Source organism: Cellulosimicrobium sp. NPDC030954, from assembly GCF_055571305.1.
In genome coordinates, this window is sequence record NZ_JBVIFN010000011.1 from 61384 (window position 1) to 81798 (window position 20415).

The following is a 20415-nucleotide window of genomic DNA, read 5'->3' on the forward strand; positions in this document are numbered from 1 at the left end:
CCTCTCCTGGTCCGCTCGTCTCACCCATCCCGCGCCTCCGTCCCGGACGACACGCCGGAGACGGCTCGCGACCGCGCCAGGCGCGCGATTCTCCGATAGACCCGTCGGGCCATGTCACGCGAGGCGCGCAGCGTCATCCCGGCGAGGCGACGCGGTGGTGCCCCCGGGGCCACGCTGATCCGTCGAGCACGGTGCAGGACGCGGTGCGCGTGCTGCACCAGCGACGACCCGTCCACCAGGACGGCCCGCGGCATACCCGTGAACGGGAGCCAGCGCAGGTCGTAGGCGTTGTCGCCCACCGGGACGTCGCCCGGGAATCCGTCCGGGGTCGCGACGAAGTTGTAGCTGTCCGCGAACGGCAGCAGCTCTCCGTCGCCGTACTCGTGCAGGAACTCGAAGTCGACGAGCACCAGACCGGCGTCCGGGTCCAGGAGGAAGTTGTGCGGGCGAGCGTCGACGAGGTCGTATCCGCGCTCGTGGACAGCGCGGAGCACGGCCACCATGCGTCGCAGGTGCCGGACCGGGACGAGCCGCCCGCTCTCGTCGAGCCCGGCGATCCGGTTCTCGTAGTACGGGCACGTGAACCACCCGTCCCCCGTGTCGAGCACCGGGGGCACCCCGGGAAGACCGACGAGCTGCTCCCGCATCGCCCGGATCTCGCGATCGAGGAACCTGCGCGCTCCCGGGTGGAAGGTCTTGCGCACGACCAGGCCGTCAGCGGCTCGCACCACCTCGACGCGCGAGCGCCTCCCGCGGCTCAGGACGCGGACGAGGTCGCCCGCGGGACGGTTCGCGGCACGGCGCGCGTCCACGAGACGCCGCAGCGCCTCCACCTGGTCCGGCACCGCATGCTCCACGTACTCCCACGACTCTTCCTCGTCGTCCGCGGAGTGGACCGGGTTGAAGCGCTCCTCCGACCCGACCCGCTGCTCCACGAGGCCCCGTAGCCGGTTCTTGGCCCAGTACGTCGCCTGGTTCGTCAGGTGCGGATACTGCGCGGCGATCCAGGGCTCGACCGGGTCCGGGGCGTAGTGCAGCGCGACCACGAGCAACGCAGGCCCGCCGCCGCTGCGCGGAAGGGGCCCGGAACCCCAGTTCCCGCCACGGATCGCTTGGGCGCACCGCTCGCGCGCCGCGTCGTCGAGGTCGTGGACCGCGAGCACCTCGAAGCCGAGCTGCTCGAGCACGCCCACGACGTCGTCGGTGGTGAGGTGGGCTGCCGTCCGCTCCCGGACGACGAAGGCCGTCATCTCCGGTGGCTCGGGCGCCGTGGCGGGACGGTCCGGGACGAGGCTCGACCGGAGCCAGCCGTTGGACTGCGCCATGCGCCGCCGTGCGTCGCGGGAGGGTGACCAGCCCGCGTCCCCGAGAAATCCGTCCAGGCCCTCGAGCGTGGCCGGCAGCTCGACGTCGAGCGTCTGGGCGAGCGTATCGAGGATGCGGCGATAGTCGTGCTCGGGGTCGGTGACCGGCCGCCCGAGCGAGCGGGACTCGATGCCCGACAGCTCTCCCTTGTGGTAGACCGCGTGGTAGGTGAGCGAGCGGAGGTGGTCGAGCGGGCCAGGAACACTCAGCCCGCTCCGGTGACGCACGGCGCCGTTCAGGATCGTGCGGGCGAGGTGCGGAGGGTAGTAGGCGGCACCGCGGAAGTCCGACGCGGGGAGCCCCGAGACGCTGTAGAGGTCGACCGGGATCGTGCCGGGCTCCTCCGCGAGCAAGGCACGGAATGCGGCGAGGTCCGCGTCGGAGACCAGGATGTCGAGGTCCTCGCCGGGGTCCAGATCTGGCAGGCCATCGAACCAGCGCAGCACGGCGTGCTGCAGGCCCGCCTGCTCGAGCCGCGCGGCCAGGCCTGCGACTCCCCAGACCGGGCTGAGATAGGTGCGCGTGGCGGGTGGAGTGCGGTGGCGCACTCCGAAGACCTCGAGCTCGGCGCCGCCGAGGGTCAGCCGGCCGCGAGGGTCGAGCTTGCGCGTCAGCCGGCCCCACGCGGCGGCACCCGCCCGCTCGAGCGTCGCCAGTGCGGACCGGTCCACCGCGACGAACGGGACGTGGGCAAGGAGCAGGGGCGACCAGAGCAGTCGGGCGTGGTGGCCCCGCAGGACCAGCAGGTCGGTCGAGCACCGGAGCGCGACGCCGGGGTCGGTCAGCTCCTGGAGACGAGGGTCGTCCTCCCGACGACTCGCGTCGCCGAGGGTGCGCGGGGCGACCAGCCCGAGGTAACGGTCCACTCCTCGGTCGGCCAGCTCGTGCATCGCAGCGGCGCTCGCCGGACCGACGTCCAGCACCCGCAGGGCGGGCGTCAGAACGTCGGAGGCATCCATAGGGGACAGCGTAGGGGGACGCCGCGGGTCACCGAACCCGTCGAGCGGGCGAAATTAGGCCGTCGCACGCTCACTCGACGAGTCGAGGTCCGAGGACCTCGACCGCCCGGACCAGCGGCTCGAGGGTCCAGGGCTTGTGCCGGCGTCGCGGCAGCGAGTACGAGGCGACGCGGTCCAGGAGGACGAGCGTGGCGGCATCGAGCGGTCCGAGCTCTCCCCGTACCTGGTGCGCCCGACGCGCCAGCGGTCCGGGGATCGCGTCGTCGGCAGCCCGGCCGAGCGCGTCGGCGAGCGAACAGCCCGTCCGTGCACGCTCGTGACAGATCGCGGCGTAGAGCGCGTCGAGCACCAGGGGGTTGCGTGGCTCGAACCGGTTCCAGTCGACGAGGACCGGAGGACGCCCGGCCGGGACGAGGACGTTCTCCGGGTGGAGGTCTCCGTGCGACGGACCGAGTGGCACCTGTCGGGACGACAGCGTGCGATCGGCCCACCGCCAGATCCCCTGCGCCTCGCACTCGGCGATGTCGCGCTGTCCCCGGGAGGAACGGAGCCGCGCCCACAGGACGCTGTCGCTGACCGGGCCGTGGTCGGTGTCGTCGAGGGCAGCCAGCACGTCGCCCACGACCCGGGTCGAGGTCGCGACGTCGACGGCTCGCGAGCGCACCACCGGGGTCCGGATCCCGACGACGTCTCCCGTCCCGACCATCTCCGCCTCCAGCACGTAGGGGCCGAGGCGCGTCGAGCGCGCCGCACGCATCCGCTGGTGCTCTGCCACGAGCGCCGTCCGCTGATCGGGGGAGAGCGCGATCTTGACGAACGACCGCGGCCCGGCCAGCCCGACGCGGGCGTCGCTCAGCGCCAGGGCTCGGGCGCCCTCGTCCGCCCAGGACGCAGCGCGCTGCGCGCCCGGACCGTGGTCCTCGCGCGCGAGGACCACGAACGCCCCGGGCGCGAGAAGACGGTGACCTCCCCCACGGGTCAGTGCGCGCGCCACGCCCCGCTTCCACCCGTGACGTTGTTCGTGCTCGAGGAGGTACCGGCGCGCCGCGCCGCCGGGAACCAGCACCCGCCACCCCGCCCGGTGCGGGAGCGCGACGTAGCGTTCCACGACCCGGAGGCCGCTGCGCCGCGCGAGACGCCGTACCGAGGCCTGTCGCTCGCGGCCGCGCGAGCTCCGGAGGACGGCGCGGACCACGCTCTCCTCGGCGCCGATGACGAGCCTCCCCGACGGCGACATCGCCCGGACCACCTCTGTCAGCACCCGCTCCGCCTCGTGCGGCGCGAGTCCGGCGGCGGCGAGCTCGCCCAGGTCGGCGAGGGCGACGTCGAACCCCGGCGAGGTCGCGGCGAGCGGGTCTCGCACGTCGATGTGGACGTCCACCCCTCCCGGCACCGCGTGCATGAGCCGTGCGAAGCGCAACCGGTCCAACGACCAGTCGGCGCGCACCACGTCCGCCCCCAGCGTGCCCAGCGCCGGACCGAGTGCCGCCCACCCGGTCCCGAGATCCAGGACCCGCGCTCCCGGACCGGTCGGCACGAGCGCTGCCACCGCGCCGGACGCCGGGTGCAGCAGCTCCTGGACGGTGTGCAGCGGCCAGGACCGCGGCCCCTGGAGCATTGCGGCGACGACGTCCTCGGCCGTCCGCGCCTCCCGCACGGTGGCGCGGACGTGACCGGGCACCGTGCGCCAGGGCTGGTCGTCGGTCGTGGCACGGACGATGCCCAGGTCGTCGGTCGGGCGGCGGTCGTTCACGGTGCGGTCCGCGCGTCCCGCGTCCAGGCCGGGCCGAGGTGTCGCGGGGAGGGTCCGGGACTCATGGCTCTCCCTGCCTCTCGGTCATGGCCGGTCCGTCGTCCGCCGCATCCTACCGACGACGTGCGCAGGCGAGGCCGTCGCCGCCGGTCTCCGGTGAGACTTCACCCGAGCGACGTCCTGGCCGCCGCGCACCACGCCACTCGAGGGCGACGAGCCACAGGGCGTGCGCCACGTAGCCCGGCCCGAGCCACACCAGGTACCGGGGTACGCCGACCGTCGCACGCCCCAGGGCGGCCAGAGGTCGGTGCGCCAGCACCGCGCCCTGGACGTCCGCAGGGAACGACCCGGCGTACCTCGACCGGGTCCGGCGGTACGGGGACCGGCGGTACGGGGACCGGCGGTGAGCAGTGCCGAGCGTCTCCACGTACGGCGCGACGAGGTCGACGCCGGCGCCGCGCAGCGGCACCAGCGAGTCCCACGCGCGGAGATTGACGTCCACGACGAGCGGTCCGTGGGGTCCCATCTGCAGGTCCAGGTTGACCAGACCGGTCCCCCCGAGCGCTCCTGTCGCGCACCGACCGACCTCGAGCACGCGCCGGTCCTGGTCGACGACGACCCGCGCGGCCGGTCCGTGCGTCCCGCGGACCGAGGCGCTGCGCGACGCGACGTCCGCGACGACCTCTCCGCCGACGTGCACCGCTCCGTACTGGTGCGTCGGCCCGGCCTCGTAACGTTCGAGGAACACGTCCGGCCCCCAGCGCCCGAGGGCCGCGCGCACCTCGTCCTCGTCTCGTGCGACGAGGACCCCGCTCCCGCCCGCACCGACACGTCTCTTCACGACGACCGGTAGCCCCGACACCGCGAGCGCCGCCCCGAGGTCGTCCGCCGGCCACGTGTCAGGGACGGGGACGCCGGCTGCGCGCAGCAGCGTCGACACGACCAGCTTGTCACGGTGAGCCAGCCGGTGGCTCAGGGTCGCCGCGAGCACGGGCGGGGTGCGGAGGTCGGCGACCAGGGGTGCGAGCAGAGCGACGTCGACCTCGCTGCACTGCAGGTCGGCGATGCGCGGGTCGAGGAACCCGGCGTCGAGGAAGTCGTGCAGGGTGATCGTCGCGTCGAACACCCATCGGGTCATGAGTCGCTCGTCGCGGCTCCGGACGTCTCCCACGCGCAGGGTGCGGACACCGTGCCGACGCAGTGCCGCGGACAGCTGGAGCATCGACTGCCAGGGCTGGTCCTGGAGGAAGACGACGGTCGGCCCTGCTCCCGGCCGGGGTACCCGGCTCATGGGACGTCCCGCCCGGAGGCACGCCGGACGACACGTCGCAACGACGGCGTCGCGAGCGCCCGCACCGACCGCGCGGGCAGCGGCGAGCGTCGTTCCAGCAGGGCTGCCTCGACCGGACGCTCGGCGTTGGCATAGCGGACCTTGTAGGGCTCCTGGCCGGGCCCCAGGTCCAGCACGGCAGATCCGGTCGCGTGCGCGTGCTCGAGCAGCAGGAGGAGGGTGAGGTGGCCGGGCGAGTACCGGGACTCGGCACTCCCCACGGCTCCGATCCACGCCGTCGTCGTCGTCCCCGCCGTGAGCGCGAGGTCCGCCGCGAGCGCGACCCCGTCGCGCTCCCAGGTGCACACAACCACGCGCCCGTCGATCGCGAGCCTGTCCGCGACGTCCGCGAGCATCGTCGCGGTCCGCGCACCGAAGCCGATCCCCCAGCCGCCTCGTGTCTCCTTGCGCTCGCCGTAGAGACGGCGCAGCTCGGGGATCCGCTCGCGGACGGCCGACGCCGAGGTCGACACGACCGGCCGGTAGCCCAGCTCCTCGAGCCGGCGCGCGTAACGGCGCGCCTGCTTCCCGCTGGTGCGGTGGCGCCGCTCGAGCCATGCCTCGTACCTGTCCTCGTCGAGGGCGAACTCCGGGGCGGCGGACGGGACGACCGACACGCGCGGGAACCAGGCCGGGGACCGGCGAGCGACGCGCGCGAGGAGCTCACCACCGTGCCCGGTGCACTCGAGCTCGACCGTGGAGGGGGTCGGTCGGAGGTCCGCGATCGCCCGTGCGAAGGCGTCCTCCGCCTCGTCGGCCCAGCGGGGATCCACGACGGGTTCGACACCGACGAGCACCTGGTGCCCGGCCATGCGGACGATCTCCGCGTCCCAGCGGTCGCGCTCGACGTAGAGGGGCAGGACCCCGACGACCGCGCCACCGCGCCGCACGACGACGACGCGGGCGCGCGCGTCGTCCCGCAGGACGTGCCGGTACCAGGCCAGCACGCACGCCGGGGCCGAGCGTGGTCTGCCCTGCTCGACGACCAAGCGGTCCCAGGCCGCGACCACGTCGGCGTCCGGGGCGGGCACCACGACGGTCGTGAGTGCGCCCTCGGAGTCGTCGACTCGATCTCGCGACTTCCCCCGGAGCGGGCCATAGCCACAATGTAGCGACGATGCACAGGTGCGACCGCCCGCACCCCCAAGTTCACCCGTGGCCGCGACCCAGCCTGACGAACGGTGCCGTGGGCGCGAACCGCACGGCCCACGCGGCCTCCCCGAACGCGGTGACGACATGCCGTTCCCTCAGCGCAGCCCGCGCCGCGCGCCCCGCGCTCCACCACGCGAACCGGTCGTTGGTCCGGAGCCGGTCGTCGTACGCCGCGACGAGGTCCCGACGCCCCGCCGCGAGCGCCTCCTCGCGGTGCCGGCGCAGGATCGCCCGGATGCTCGCCGCGAGGTCGCGGTGCGAGCGGGTGGTGTTGGACGCGTGGTAGCGGTAGTCCACGAGCACGTCGGCGACGAAACCGAACGGTCCGAGTGCCGCCGCGTGAAGCACGAGGTCGAGGTCCTCACCCTGTCGGTAGGCGGGGTCGAACCCGCCTACCGCGTCGAACGTCTCCCGCCGGATCACGAGGTTGGGCAGCATGACGCCCGGGCCGCGGATCACGGCACGCCGGTCGGTCGCCGGACGCTGGTCGGCCGGGACGAGCTCCACGCCGTCGGCGTCGATCGTCCGCATCGCGCAGTAGCTCAGGACGACGTCGGGCCGTGCGGTCATGGCCTCGACGTGCCGGCGGAGCCGGTCGGGGTGCCAGCGGTCGTCGTCGTCGAGGAACGCGACGAGGTCGCCGGTCGTCTCCTTCACCCCGGCGTTGCGTGCAGCGGAGACGCCCGACGGCGCTCGGCGCACCACGCGGGGCCTCGGCGCACCCTCCTCGACCCTGATCGCCTCGACGATCCCCCGCAGGGCGTCAGGCTCGGGCGAGCCGTCGTCCACCACGACGAGCTCGGCGGCAGCGTACGTCTGGGCGAGGACGGACTCGAGCGCCTCGGTCAGGAAGGCGCCGCCGCGGTTGGTCGCGACGACGACGCTCACGCGCGCCGCGGTACGGGCGCCGTCGGCCGGCCGCGCTCCGCTCACCTGTCTCCTCCTGCCGTCCGTGCCTCGTGCCGGTCTCGTACGTGTGCGTGGGGGCGCTCGCGTGCCCGCGCGGGGCGAGTCGTCGCCGGCCACCGGACCGGTGGGGTGAAATCGGCGGATTCCTGCGGGATCCGCCTCCCGCTGGGGGACAATCTCCCACATGAGGGTCCTCCGCGTCTCGCACAGCGCCGTGGTCGACGCCTGGCGCGAGCGCGAGCGGGAGCTGCGTGCGCGGGGCGTCGACGTGCGACTGTTGTCCGCTCGCGCGTGGGACGAGGGCGGCACGACCGTCGACCTCGCACCGCGACCTGGCGAACCGGTGAGCGGCGTGCGGACGCTCGGCTCGCACCCGGCTCTCTTCGTCTACGACCCGCGCGTGCTGTGGCGCGCGCTCGGCCAGGAGTGGGACGTGCTCGACGTGCACGAGGAGCCGTTCGCCCTCGCGACGGCCGAGATCCTGGCCCTGCGCCACCTGCGCGCGCTCGTCTCCCGACGCACCGCTCCCCCGTACGTCCTGTACTCGGCGCAGAACCTCGCCAAGCGCTACCCGTGGCCGTTCCGCTGGTTCGAGCACCGCGCTCTGCGGGGCGCGGCTGCCGTGTCGGTCTGCAACGACGAGGCCGGTCGGATCGTACGTGCCAAGGGAGCACGCGGGCGCGTCGAGACCGTCCCGCTCGGTGTGGACCCGGCGGTCTTCTCCCCCGCGACGCCCGTGCCCGACGTCGCGGGGGCCGGGCACGCGGCCGGGCGCCTCTGCGTCGGGTACGCCGGGCGGCTCGCGCACCACAAGGGCGTCGACCTGCTCCTGGATGCGGTCGGCGGTGACGACCGCCTCGACATCGTCCTCGCGGGTGACGGCCCTGACCGCGCCGCACTGGAGGTGGCCGCGCGACCGTTGGGCAGCAGGGTGCGGCTCGTCGGTCCGCTGGAGGGCGACGATCTCGTCGCGTTCTACCGCTCGCTCGACGTGCTCGCCGTGCCGTCGCGCGAGACGTCCGGGTGGGTCGAGCAGTTCGGCCGGGTCGCGGTCGAGGCGATGGCGTGCGGCGTCCCGGTCGTGGCGAGCCGGACGGGCGCGCTGCCCGACGTCGTCGGCGGTGCCGGACTGCTGGTGGCGCCCGAGGACCCCGGCGCGCTGCGCGACGCGCTCGTGCGGGTCCTCGACGAGGACGGCCTCGCCGAACGGTTGCGCACCGCCGGGGTCGAGCGCGCTGCGTCGTGCTCGTGGGCCGAGGTCGCACGCCGCTACGAGGAGCTCTACGAGACCGCGGCCGGCACGGGTGGCGCGACGACGGGGCCCGTCGCAGAGCCGGTCGCAGGAACCGCCGTGACGGCCGGCGACGCGGCGGTGGACGTGCCGCCCGAGGTCGTCGTCGTCGCGTACGGGTCGCCCGCCATGGTGCGCGACGCGCTCGCGCCGCTCGCCGGGAAGTTTCCGATCACGGTCGTCGACAACTCGTCGCTGCCCGAGATCCGGGAGATCACCGAGATCGCCGGCGGGCGCTACCTCGACCCGGGACGCAACGGCGGTTTCGCCGCGGGTGTGAACCATGCGCTCGCGCACCGCCAGGCGCCCGGCACCGACGTCCTGCTCCTCAATCCCGACGCCGTCGTCACGCCCGAGGACGTCGAGACCCTGCACCGCGCCCTGCACGGACGGCCGGGGCTGGCGAGCGTCGGTCCGGAGCAGTTCGACGACGAGGGCCACACGGCGCGCGTCGTGTGGCCGTTCCCGTCCCCGGTGGCGACGTGGATCGAGGCCGTGGGGCTCGCGCGGCTGCGTCGCACGCCCGCGGACCGGTCGTTCGTCATCGGATCCGTGCTCCTGCTGAGCGCCGCCGCGATCGACGACGTCGGCTGCTTCGACGAGCGTTTCTTCCTCTACGCGGAGGAGACGGACTGGTCGTACCGCGCCGTGCGTGCCGGCTGGCGTCACGCCGTCGTGCCCGACGCGCGTGCGCTGCACCTCGGCGGCGCGACGAGCACCGACCCGGCCCGCCGCGAGACGCACTTCCACGCGTCCCAGGAGCGGTACCTGCGCAAGCACCACGGTCGCGTCGGTTGGGCGGTCGCCCGCGTCGGCGCCGTGCTCGGTGCCGCAGCCCGGACCGTCGCCCTCCGCGGCGAGGGCCGCGAGAGCGCACGGCGTCGGCTCCGCCTCTACGTCACGGGACCGGTCCGCGCGGAGTCCGCGCTGTGACCCCTCCCTCCGTGGGGCTCTCCCGTCGCCGCCCGGTCCTCTACCACGTCCCGCGGGTACGCGGTGCCGTGGCAGAACGGACGCGGACCGTGGCCGGATGGACCGCGGGGGGCGCGGTCGTCGTCGCGCTCCTCGGCGTCCTGGGCTTCGTCGTGCCGGAGCTCCAGATGGCCGCTCTGGCGGGCGCGCTGCTCGTGCTCGTGGTGGGGCTCACCGCGTACGAGCCCGTGGCTCTCCCGATCCTCGCGATGCCGGCGCTCGTGATCGTCCAGCGCGTCGGCGGGGGCGGGGTCGACCTCTCGCTCAGCGACTTCGCGCTGTTCGGGGCGTTCTGGTTCGCGCTCTTCTTCTCGCCCCGGCCCTTCTCGCGGCCCATGCGGGCGATGCTCTGGCTGTCGTTCGTCTACCAGGTGGCGACCCTCTTCACGGTGCTCGTCAACCCGTTCAGCGCGAACGTCGTCGAGTGGTTCCACGCCTGGCTGTCGGTCGCGGGCGCGCTCGTCGTCGGCTGGGCGGTCGGCCGCTCGGGCCGCGCCCGGCTCGGCCTGACCCTCTTCCTGCTGCCCTGCCTCGCGATCGCGGCGCAGACCTGCCTCGTCGCGCTCCAGCAGCTCGCGGCGGGCAACACGGGTCCGGTGTACATCGACGCGCCGCTCTCGATGCACAAGAACTTCATCGGGTGCGTGCTCGCGTTCGCCGCCCTCACCGCCTACGCGCGCCCGTGGTGGGTGGGCTGGCCCCGCTGGTTCTCGCTCGGGGCGTTCTGGCTCTGCTCGCTCGGCGTGCTCGCCGCGCAGGCGCGCCAGGCCCTCATCGGTCTCGCGATCGGCATCATGCTCATCACGCTGCGCGGCGACCCCGACCGCAAGCGCTCGAAGCTCATCCTGCTCGCCGCGATCCCGGCGATCTACTTCGTCGTGCTCGCGGTGCAGGAACAGCTCGAGTCGGGGAACGAGTTCAACTCCGCGAACCAGCGGCTCACCTGGTACGCCGACTCGATCGACGTGTGGCAGCGCAGCCCGTGGGTCGGGATGGGGCTGCGGTGGTGGACCGCGGGCGTCACGGAGTTCGTGTTCCAGCCGCCCAACGTCGAGCTCGAAGTCCTGTCGTCCGCCGGGATCGTGGGGCTGGTCGGCTTCCTCGCGCTGTTCCTCGGCGGGATGGTCGTGCTGTGGCGCATCAACCCGCGCTTCGGGACGCTCGCGTTCTCGATGCTCATGATGCGCTTCGTCCAGGGCCAGTTCGACCTCTTCTGGGTGTCCGTCCAGGTGACGGTCCCCTTCGTCATCGTGGGCGTGTGCCTGGGCGCCGAGTCCTACGCCGAGTCGCGGCAGCACGCCCGCGACGCGACCGGTCGAGAGCTCCCTCTCGACGAGCTGCGATCCGTACGGGAGATGGCCGAACGATGACCGACCTGCGGATCCTGCAGATCGCCCCCGAGATCGCCCCGGGCAGCGGCGTGGGCGGCGTCGCGCACCACCTGGAGGCGGCGTTCGAGCGCGCCGGGGTCGCGACCGGACGCTTCACGCTCGCCGACGCGCGGGGCGCGTGGCTCCCCGAGCCGGGGCCGGGCGTCCGGGGCCGGCTCGTGCTCCTCGCCCGGGTCGTGTGGTTCTCCACCGTGGGCACGGCCCTCGCGCGGCGCCGGGTCGCCCGCGAGCGCCGCGCGGGCCGGGGAACCGGGGACGCGGTGGTCTCGATCTGCCACAACGACGTCCTCGCCGGCGACGTGTACGTCAACCACGGCATCCTCCGGGTCGCCATGCGGGCCCGCGGGGGGTACGCGTGGCGCATGGCCCGCAACCCGCTGCACCTCTTCACGGCGGCGCGCGACGCGCTCCGGTACCGCGGCCGCGCCCACCGCGTCGTCGTCAACCTCACGCGGTCCGAGCGGGACGCGCTGCGCAGCACGTACCCGCGGCTGCGCGCGCGCGCCGTGGTGATCGGCAACGGCGTGGACGTCGCACGCTTCGCGCCGCCCTCGCCCGCCGAGCGCGCCGCGGCGCGGGCCGCGGCGGGCGTGCCCGAGGGCGCCGTCCACGTGGTGTTCGTCGGGCACGAGTTCGACCGCAAGGGCCTCGACCTCGTGCTCGCCGCGGCCGCGGACCTGCCCGACGTCCACGTGAGCGTCGTGGGCGGGACGCCCGACATGCTCGCGGACGTCCGGGCCCGGGTCGCCCGCCTCGGGACGACCGACCGCGTGCACCTCGCGGGCCGCGTGCCGGACCCGCGGCCCTGGCTCCACGCGGCCGACGCGCTCGCCCTGCCGAGCGCCTACGAGGCGAACGCGCTCGTCGTGCTCGAGGCGCTCGCGTGCGGGGTCCCGGTCGTCGCCACCCCCGTGGGCTACGCACCCGACGTGGTCGAGGACGGGGTCACCGGCTGGCTGGTGGACCGGACGGTCGAGGGGGTCCGCGGCGGTCTCGCGGCCGTCGTGGCCCTGGACGACGACGCGCGCCGCAAGATCTCCGCACGGGCGCGCGCCACCGCCGAGCGGCACGACTGGGACGCCGTCGCACGTCGCTATCTCGAGCTCGCGGCGGCGCTCGCCGCCGCACGATCGGAGCACCGCCCGTGAGGATCCTCCACGCCGTCCGGTCCGACGGCTTCGCCGGCGTCGAGCGGCACGTGGCACGGCTCGCGCGCGCGCAGTCGGCGGCGGGCCACGACGTCGCCGTGGTCGGCGGCGCGCCCGACGGCATGCGCGCGACGGTGGACGACCCCACGGTGCCCCTCCTCCCCGCGGCCTCGACCGGCGACGTCGTGCGTGCGCTGCGGGCGCACGGCGCTGCCGCCGACGTCGTCCACGTGCACATGACGGCGGCCGAGGTCGCCGCCGCCGTCGCGGCCCGCACGACGCGCGGGTTCCCTCCCGTGGTCTCGACGCGCCACTTCGCCCGGCGGCGCGGCACCGGGGCCCGGGGGCGGCTCGTCGCGGTCGTCGCCGCGTCGCCGGTCCGGGCGCAGATCGCCATCAGCCGGTACGTCGCGGACCACGTCGAGGGCGACAGCGTCGTGGTGCACCCCGGCGTGGCGGACCGTCCGGACGGTCGAGCCGCCGCCGCGCGCGACGACGTCGTGCTGGTCGTCCAGCGGCTCGAGGCCGAGAAGCGCACCGACCTCGCGCTCGAGGCGTTCGCGGCGTCGGGGCTCGCGGACCGCGGCTGGCGCCTCGAGGTCGCGGGCGACGGCGCGCAGCGGACGGCGCTCGAGGGCCTCTCCCGGTCGCTCGGCATCGCGGACGCCGCGTCGTTCCTCGGGGCGCGCGACGACGTCGACGCCCTCCTGGGCCGCGCGGGCCTGCTCGTCGCGCCGTGCCCCGTGGAGGGGCTGGGGCTGAGCGTCCTCGAGGCGATGGCGAGCGGCCTGCCCGTCATCGCCTCCGCGGCGGGCGGGCACCGCGAGACGCTCGACGGGATCGACCCGCTCACCCTCTACCCGGCGCTCGACCCGGGCGCCGCCGGCCGGGCCCTGGCCGCCCTCGCGGCCGACCCCGCGCGCCGCGACGCCTGCGCCGCGGCCGGTCGCGCCGTCCAGCGCGAGCGCTTCACGCCGGCGGCCCAGGTCGCCGGGACGGACGCCGTCTACCGCGCGGTGCTCGCGTGACGGCCGCCGCGGGCGGTGCGGGCGCGGGCGACGTCGTCGTCCTGTCGCTCGAACGCTGGGACGACGTGTGGCGCCGCAACCAGTACCTCGTCGCGGAGCTGTGCCGCACCGACCCGACGGCCCGGGTGCTGTTCGTCGAGCCGGCGTCCGACCCGCTGCACCGGCTCAGTCGGCGCGGCGTCCCGCGCCCCGGCCGCGGTCTGCGCGCCGCGCCCGCCGTGGACGGGATCGCCCCCGGCCGCGTGCTCCTCCACGAGCCGACCAAGTGGCTCCCCCGCAAGGTCGACCCGCGCGTGGACGTCCGGCTCGCGCGGTCGGTCGAGCGTGCCGTGGCCCGCGCCGGCCTGCGCCGCCCGGTGCTGTGGGTCAACGACCCGTCCGGCGCCGCCGTCGTGCGGCGCACGGGCTGGCCCGCGCTCTACGACGTCACCGACGACTGGCTGGCCGCCGACCGCTCCCCCGCCGAGCACGCGCGCCTCGTCGAGGACGAGGCGACGCTGCTGGACCGGTGCGCCGAGGTCACGGTGTGCTCCACCGGGCTGGTCGCCCGCAAGGGAGCGGCCCGCGACGTGACGCTCCTGACGAACGGGGTCGACCTCGACCGCTACCGCCGCGCGTTCGCCCGCCCGGCCGACCTCCCGGCGGGCCGGGTCGCGCTCTACGTCGGGACCGTGCACCCCGACCGGTTCGACGTGCCGCTCCTGCTCGCCACCGCCCGCGCGCTCGACGGGCACGCCCGGGTGGTGCTCGTCGGGCCGGTGGTGGACCTGTCCGCCGCCGAGCACGCGGACCTCGCGCGCGCCGGGGTCGTGCTCCTCGGGCCGCGTCCCTGGACCACGGTGCCGGCCTACCTGCGCCACGCCGACGTCCTGCTCGTCCCGCACGTCGTCGACGCGTTCACCGACAGCCTGGACCCCATCAAGCTCTACGAGTACCGGGCCGTGGAGCGGCCCGTCGTGTCGACGCCGGTGGCGGGGTTCCGGGACGAGCCAGGAGCACGTGTCGCCGTCGGCGACGACTTCCCCGCGGCGGTGCTGGCCGCGCTCGTCGGCGCGACGCCCCCGCGGACCGGCGAGCTCTCCGGCGACCCGCCCGACGTCCCGACCTGGCGCGGTCAGGCCGCGCTCATGCGCGCCGCCCTCGTCCGGGCGCGGACGTCCAGACGTCCGTGAGCACGCGCGCCGTGCGCTCCACGGGGAACCTGCGCAGTGCCGACGCGCGCGCCCGGAGCGCGCGCTCGCGGGCCGCGGCGGGGTCGTGCAGCACGTCGAGCACCGCGGCGGCGAGCGCGTCAACGTCGCCGGGCGGCACGAGGAGGCCGAGCGCCCCCGGCCCCGTCTCGGGGTCGTCGAGGATCTCCTCGACGCCGCCCGCCCGCGTCGCGACGACGGGGACGCCGCGCACCATCGCCTCGACGACGACCTGCCCGAACGGCTCCGGCACCGGCGACGCGTGCACGCACACCGCCGCCCGGTCGAGCTCCGCGCGGGGGTCGGGCACGAACCCGACGAGGTCGACGTGGTCGTCGAGCCCGAGCCGGGTCACCTCGGCCCGGACCTGCGCCGCGTAGTCCTCGGCCCCGAACGCGGGCTCCCCGACGACCCGCAGCCGCGCCGCCGGCACGGCGTCCACGACCGTGCGCAGCGCGCGCACCATCTCGAGCTGGCCCTTGGTCGGGCTGAGCCGGCCGACCATGTCCACCACGGGCTCCGGCACCTCGGCGCGGGCCGCGAGCGCGCCCTCGGCGCCCGCCACCTGCTCCGGGGCGAACCCCGGGTACGCGACCGCCGTCGTGACGGGGAGCGTGGCCGCCGTCGCGCGGGAGTTCGCGACCACGGCCGCCGGGACCCGGCGCGCCAGGGCCCGCACGACCCGGACGAGCGGCCCGGGCAGGTAGTCGGGGGCGATACGGTCGTGGACGTGCCACACGAGCGGCCGGCGCGCGAGCGCCGCCGGCACGATCCCCAGGAGGTCTGCCTTGAGCGACGTCGTGTGCACGACGTCGGGCCGCAGCGCCCGCACGCGCCGCGCGAGCCGCCAGAGGAAGGGGACCGTGCGCAGGGCGCCCCCGAGCGCCGCGACGGACAGCCGCCCCGCACGCTCGCGGTCGGCGGTCGCCACGGACGGCGCGAGCGGCACGACGTCGACCCGCACGCCGAGCTCCTCGAGGCGCGCGCGCAGGGGACCGTCGGCGAAGAGCAGCGCCCGGACGTCGACCTCGGGCCCGAGCGCCGCGCAGGTGCGCACGAGCGCGAGCTCGGCGCCGCCGAGCTCCGCGGTGTGGTCGAGGACGAGGACCCGGAGCGGCGGACCGCCCGGGGAGGTCACCACCGGAAGGGACGCTTGCGCTCGTCCGGTGCGGTCTCGTCGCCGGACTCGTCCGGGGTCGCCGGCTCGACCTTGCTCCACGCCGGGGCGAGCACGGCGTGCCGCTTGCCCGGACCCCGCGCAGCGGTGGGCGCCGCCGCACCGTCGGCCGCCGGCGCGCCGCGGGCGGGCACTGTGGGTGGCGTGGGGCGCCCCACCGCGTCGTCGACCGCGACCGCCGCCGCGGCGACCGAGGCACGTCGCGTTCCGACGGAGCGCCCGGAGTCGTCCGCGACGGGCTCGCCATCCGGCCGACCGGAGCCCGCCTGCCCGGACGGCTCTGCGGGGGCGTCTGACCGCCCGGTCGCGGGCCGCTCTGTCGCGGCGGGAACGACGGAGGGCGCCGGTGCCTGGGCGCCACCCTGCCTGGTCTCCTGCTCCGTGTCGTCGCCGTACGTGGACGCGTAGAGCATCCGCCGGTCGCCCGTGACCCCGGTCAGCGCGATGCCGAGCAGCGGGACGTTGCTGACGCGCAGCCGCTCCGTCGCCTCGGCGAGCACAGCGCGGTCAGTGCGCCCGGCCGACGCGATGAGCACGACGCCGTTCGCGTAGCCACCGAGGATCGTCGCGTCGGCCGCCGCCAGGACGGGGGGCGCGTCGACCACGACCACCTCCGCGTGGTCGCGCAGGCTCCGGACGAGACCCCGCGCGCGCTCCGTCGCGAGGAAGTCCGCCGGGTCCATCTCCTCCTCGGGCACCGGCATGACCCGGAGGTTCGGCACCGCGGTCGGGCGCAGCTCCTGGTCCTGCCCGTCCCAGTCGTCGGGAGCCGGGAGCATGCGGTCGAGCTGCGGGCGCCGCAGGTCGCCGGACAGCGCCACCGTGCGTCGGCCGCTCAGCGCGAACGATGCCGCGAGGTTGGCCGTGATGAACGAGCGGGGCGCCGACGGGTCGGCCGCCGTGACGACGACGACCGCGTGCTTCATGCCTGCGGTGGACACCTGCACGGCGGTGCGCAGCTCGCGGATCGACTCGGTGAAGGGCGTCGCGACCTTGCTCGCGACGGGAAGCGCGTGCGTGTGCACGAACTCCTTCTCCGCGGGCCGCGTGCCGTAGAGCTCGGCAAGCACCGGCGTCTCGGTGAGCCGTGTCGACTCCGCCGCCGTGCGCACGCGGACGTCGAGGCCACGCCGAGCGAACGCCAGGCCGATCCCTGCGACCAGGCCAACGAGCGCGGCGAGCGCGAGCACCGTCGCACGGGAGAGCCCGAGCGGCTCGGCGCCGGTCGCTGGTGCGACGACCTCTCCCGGCACCGTGATGCCCCGCAGCGAGTTGATCTGCACCGTGAGCGCGGAGTAGTCGTCGACGATGATGTCCTGCTCGGCCGAGGCCAGCGGATCGCCGGTGTCGGCCTGCAGGCGCGTACGGACACCGACCAGCTGCTCGGCGAGCGCCTGACGGCGGGCCTCGATCTCCTCGACCTGAGCCGACTGCAGCACGACGAGCTGTTCGGCGTAGGCATCGGCGAAGGCGTTCGCCACGTCGACGGACCACGCCTCGTCCGGGGTCGTGGCGTCGATGCTGACCGTGCTGCTCTCACCGTCCACGTGGGCGGAGACCAGGTCCGCGAGCTCGTCCGCCGACCCGGGTGCGCCGAGCGCCGTCGCGGCCGCCTCCGCTACCTCGGGCGCGGTGACGTCGTCGGCGTCGGTCGCCACCGTCACCTCGACGAGCGACTCCCCGCCCTGCGCGCTCTGCACGCCGTAGAGCTGGACCGTCGCGGTCGCGCGGTACATCGTCTCCTGACGGTCGAGGTAGAACAGCGCTCCGGCCACGACGACGAGGACCGCCGCGAGGACGTAGTACTTGCCCGCCCAGACGGTACGGACGAACTCCCTGATGGTCATCCCTGCGATCTCCCCCCACCGGGTCGGCCCGCGCCGACGGTGTGGTCCTGCTGCTGGGCCACGACGCTCCGCAACCGCGCGACGAACCGCTCACGGCCGAACGTCGCGACGTGCGCCATGACTGCGTCATCATCCCACGTGCGCCCCGTCGCCACCTCGACGGCCTCGGCCACGAGGTCGGGCCGCGGCGCGTCGAAGAACACGCCGTTGACGCCGTCCACGACGGTGTCGAGGTAGCCGCCGTCACGCAGCACGACGCTCGGCCGGCCGAACGCCCCGGCCTCCAGCGGCGAGAGCCCGTAGTCCTCGTACGACGCCGCGACGAGCGCCGACGCGTTCCGGTAGACCCAGCGCAGCGTCGCGTCGTCGACGCGGCCGAGCAGGTGCACCCGGCCGCCCCCGCGTGCCGCCTGCGCCTCCAGGCGCGCGCGGTCGGGACCGTCCCCGACGACGACGAGCGTACGGCCCGTCGCGAGCGCCGCCTCGACGACGACGTCGACGTTCTTGTACGGCAGCAGGCGCGCCACGCACAGGAGGAAGCCGGGCTCCACGCCCGGCAGGGCGCGCTCCTCCCCGTCGGGGAGCATCGCGGGCGGCGGTGCGAGCACCTCCGCCTCGATCCCGTAGGCGTCGCGGATCGCGCGCTGCGTCACGGTCGAGTTGGCGAGGTAGACGTCCGCACGCCGCGCGGCGGCGCCGTCCCACCGGCGCAGCCCCGGGGAGAGGAGGCCGAGCGCGGTGGCTGCGGCACGGCGTCGGGCACGGTGCGCGGCGGAGCCCTCGGACGGCCCGAGGTACCGGTCGCGCTGGTACAGCCACCGCGCCGGGGCGTGGCAGTAGACGACCGTGCGCCGCGCCCCGCGGTAGCCGTGCGCCCACCCGGTGGACGACGCGAGCAGGACGTCGGCCTCGACGCGCTGACGGTCGACGGCGGGCGCGAGGAACGGGAGCGCGACCCGGTGGTTCCGGCGCAGCAGCGCGGCCCGGTCGAGCGCGGACGTGCGCAGGTCGAGCGAGCCGAACTCGGGGAACGTGCCGACCGGGTCGTACAGCGTCGTGTACATGGGCGAGCCGGGGAACGCGCCCGCGAGCAGCAGCGCGACCCGCTCCGCGCCGCCACGCTGGGTCGCGTAGTCGTGCGCGAGCGCGACACCGTGGGTCATCGGTCCTCCCTCGCGAACGCAGGCAACCAGCCTAGGTCGGAGGGGCCGCCCGGAGAGGGGGACGAAGGGACCTCACCCGGGTGAAAACGGGCGTCACGGTGCGTTCGACACGCCCTACGCCTTGGTGTGGAACTTCCCCTGCGCGGCGAGCAGGCCGTCGGTGAGCAGCATCTCGACGGCGTCCGCCGCGTCGTCGAGCAGGAACGGCAGCTCCTTGGCCTCGGCGCCCTTGAAGTCCTTGAGCACGAAGTCGGCGGTGTCCTGGCGGCCCGGGGGACGGCCGACGCCCCCGCGCACGCGCACGTAGTCCTTGGTGCCCAGGGCCTTGCTGATGTCGCGCAGGCCGTTGTGCCCGCCCTCGCCGCCGCCGATCTTCAGCTTCACGGCGCCGAACGGGATGTCGACCTCGTCGTGGACCACGACGACGTGGTCCGGGTCGATCCCGTAGTACTTCGCGAGCCCGGACACGGGGCCGCCGGAGACGTTCATGTACGTCGTGGGCTTGGCCAGGACGACGCGCGGCCCGGGCCGCCCGCCGGGCAGCATGCCGATGCGGGCCTCGGCGACGGCGGCCTGCGCCCGCGGGTGCCGCGCGAACCGCGCGGCGGCGCGCCCTGCGAGGACGTCGAGGACCATGTGGCCCAGGTTGTGGCGGTTGCCCGCGTACGTCGGCCCGGGGTTGCCGAGCCCGACGACGAGCCACGGCTGGTCGGTCATGTCGTCCCTCGTCCTTCGTCCGGGTCCCGGCTCGGGCTGCGCGCCGGCGGGGGGTACGGCTGGTGGTGGTGCGGTGTGCGGGCGCACGGACGCCCGGCACCGTCACGGTACCGGGCGTCCGACGCGGGTCGTCGTGGCGTCAGCCGACGACGGGGAGGATCACTCCGCGGCAGCCTCGGCAGGAGCGGCGGCCTCGGCGGCCTCGTCCTCGGAGGCCTCGACCTTGGGCTCGCTGACGATGAGGACGTCGGCCGAGGCGTCCGTCACGAGGGTGACGCCCTCCGGCAGCGCGACGTCGCCCGCGTACACGACCGAGCCGGCCTCGAGGCCCTCGACGGAGACCTCGATCGAGTCGGGCAGGCGCGTCGCGTCCGCCTCGACCACGAGGGTGAGCTGCTCGAGCAGGTGGATCGTGCCGGGGACCGACTCGCCCACGACGTGCACCGGCACCTCGACCTCGACCTTCTCGCCCTTCTTCACGATGAGCAGGTCGACGTGCTCGATGACGTTGCGGACCGGCTCGCGCTGGACGTCCTTGGCGATCGCGAGCTGGGCCTTGCCGTCGAGCTCGATCGAGAACAGCGCGTTCGAGTGCTTGAGCGCCATCATCGTCTCGTGCCCCGGCAGGGTCACGTGCAGCGGGTCGGTGCCGTGGCCGTAGAGGACCGCGGGGATCTTGCCGGCGCGGCGGACGCGGCGGGCGGCACCCTTGCCGAACTCGGTACGGGCCTCGGCGGCGAGCTTGATCTCAGACACGTGGATCACTCCTGGAAGAACGTTGCGGGCCGGCCACCAGTGGGGAGCGGTCGGCTGTCCGGACGGTTGAGAGGGCCACCCGGACGGGCGGCTGCGTCGGCGCGGGACGTGTGACGGGCGCGCAGGAGGACGACCGCCCAGTCGATAACGGAGATCCAACAGGTCTGGCTGACACTCGCGGTCCCGCGCCGCCGGTGTGATCACCGGTCCAGCGCTGCCGGCCGTCAGACGTCCCTCGCCGAGGCAACCTGACTACTGTACCCGGGC

15 protein-coding genes are annotated in these 20415 nt (G+C 75.1%); 5 read left to right on the forward strand and 10 right to left on the reverse strand.

The annotated features are described in order from the left end of the window. Window positions 1-20 precede the first annotated feature (20 nt). The 5 genes from ACZ402_RS17675 to ACZ402_RS17695 form a co-directional block, all read right to left on the reverse strand. The gene (locus ACZ402_RS17675; protein ID WP_375825134.1) at window positions 21-2324 is read right to left on the reverse strand and encodes a BUD32 family EKC/KEOPS complex subunit; all 2304 of its coding nucleotides are present in this window, start codon (window positions 2322-2324) and stop codon (window positions 21-23) included. 70 nt (window positions 2325-2394) lie between these two features. Further along, window positions 2395-4077, reverse strand: coding sequence for a hypothetical protein (locus tag ACZ402_RS17680; RefSeq protein ID WP_375825133.1), 1683 nt, complete (start codon window positions 4075-4077; stop codon window positions 2395-2397). Between the two features lie 112 nt (window positions 4078-4189). Then, window positions 4190-5215 carry an ATP-grasp domain-containing protein gene (locus ACZ402_RS17685; RefSeq protein ID WP_465272299.1) on the reverse strand — a complete coding sequence of 342 codons (1026 nt, stop codon included), beginning with the start codon at window positions 5213-5215 and terminating at the stop codon, window positions 4190-4192. A 149-nt stretch (window positions 5216-5364) separates the two neighbouring features. Continuing rightward, window positions 5365-6438 carry a GNAT family N-acetyltransferase gene (locus tag ACZ402_RS17690; RefSeq protein ID WP_375825131.1) on the reverse strand — a complete coding sequence of 358 codons (1074 nt, stop codon included), beginning with the start codon at window positions 6436-6438 and terminating at the stop codon, window positions 5365-5367. A 118-nt stretch (window positions 6439-6556) separates the two neighbouring features. Next, window positions 6557-7492: a glycosyltransferase family 2 protein gene (locus ACZ402_RS17695; protein ID WP_375825130.1), complete on the reverse strand. Its 936-nt coding sequence runs from the start codon at window positions 7490-7492 to the stop codon at window positions 6557-6559. Window positions 7493-7652: 160 nt separating this feature from the next. On the opposite strand from ACZ402_RS17695, the gene ACZ402_RS17700 reads away from it, so the two are divergent. The 5 genes from ACZ402_RS17700 to ACZ402_RS17720 all read left to right on the forward strand — a co-directional run bounded on the left by ACZ402_RS17700 (window position 7653) and on the right by ACZ402_RS17720 (window position 14470). Then, window positions 7653-9692 carry a glycosyltransferase gene (locus ACZ402_RS17700; protein WP_375825129.1) on the forward strand — a complete coding sequence of 680 codons (2040 nt, stop codon included), beginning with the start codon at window positions 7653-7655 and terminating at the stop codon, window positions 9690-9692. A gap of 89 nt (window positions 9693-9781) precedes the next feature. Beyond that, window positions 9782-11101: an O-antigen ligase family protein gene (locus ACZ402_RS17705; RefSeq protein ID WP_375825128.1), complete on the forward strand. Its 1320-nt coding sequence runs from the start codon at window positions 9782-9784 to the stop codon at window positions 11099-11101. Continuing rightward, entirely contained in the window at window positions 11098-12270 is a 1173-nt protein-coding gene (locus tag ACZ402_RS17710) for a glycosyltransferase family 4 protein (protein WP_375825127.1), read from the forward strand. Before ACZ402_RS17705 ends, ACZ402_RS17710 begins: the two co-directional genes overlap by 4 nt. Further along, window positions 12267-13298, forward strand: coding sequence for a glycosyltransferase family 4 protein (locus ACZ402_RS17715; RefSeq protein ID WP_375825126.1), 1032 nt, complete (start codon window positions 12267-12269; stop codon window positions 13296-13298). Before ACZ402_RS17710 ends, ACZ402_RS17715 begins: the two co-directional genes overlap by 4 nt. Then, a complete protein-coding gene (locus ACZ402_RS17720; RefSeq protein ID WP_375825125.1) occupies window positions 13295-14470 on the forward strand; it encodes a glycosyltransferase in 1176 nt (391 codons plus the stop codon). The genes ACZ402_RS17715 and ACZ402_RS17720 overlap by 4 nt, the downstream gene beginning before the upstream one ends. Here ACZ402_RS17720 and ACZ402_RS17725 read toward each other — a convergent pair. From ACZ402_RS17725 to ACZ402_RS17745, 5 genes are all read right to left on the reverse strand, one after another. Then, window positions 14424-15626, reverse strand: coding sequence for a glycosyltransferase (locus ACZ402_RS17725; protein ID WP_375825124.1), 1203 nt, complete (start codon window positions 15624-15626; stop codon window positions 14424-14426). The genes ACZ402_RS17720 and ACZ402_RS17725 overlap by 47 nt on opposite strands. Beyond that, window positions 15623-17512, reverse strand: coding sequence for a polysaccharide biosynthesis tyrosine autokinase (locus ACZ402_RS17730; RefSeq protein ID WP_375825123.1), 1890 nt, complete (start codon window positions 17510-17512; stop codon window positions 15623-15625). The genes ACZ402_RS17725 and ACZ402_RS17730 overlap by 4 nt, the downstream gene beginning before the upstream one ends. Further along, window positions 17509-18675: a glycosyltransferase gene (locus ACZ402_RS17735; protein ID WP_375825122.1), complete on the reverse strand. Its 1167-nt coding sequence runs from the start codon at window positions 18673-18675 to the stop codon at window positions 17509-17511. Before ACZ402_RS17735 ends, ACZ402_RS17730 begins: the two co-directional genes overlap by 4 nt. Before the next feature lie 114 nt (window positions 18676-18789). Continuing rightward, on the reverse strand, window positions 18790-19392 hold the full coding sequence (gene pth, locus ACZ402_RS17740; RefSeq protein ID WP_375825121.1) for an aminoacyl-tRNA hydrolase: 603 nt from the start codon (window positions 19390-19392) through the stop codon (window positions 18790-18792). A gap of 159 nt (window positions 19393-19551) precedes the next feature. Then, window positions 19552-20148 carry a 50S ribosomal protein L25/general stress protein Ctc gene (locus tag ACZ402_RS17745; RefSeq protein ID WP_375825120.1) on the reverse strand — a complete coding sequence of 199 codons (597 nt, stop codon included), beginning with the start codon at window positions 20146-20148 and terminating at the stop codon, window positions 19552-19554. Window positions 20149-20415: the final 267 nt, after the last annotated feature.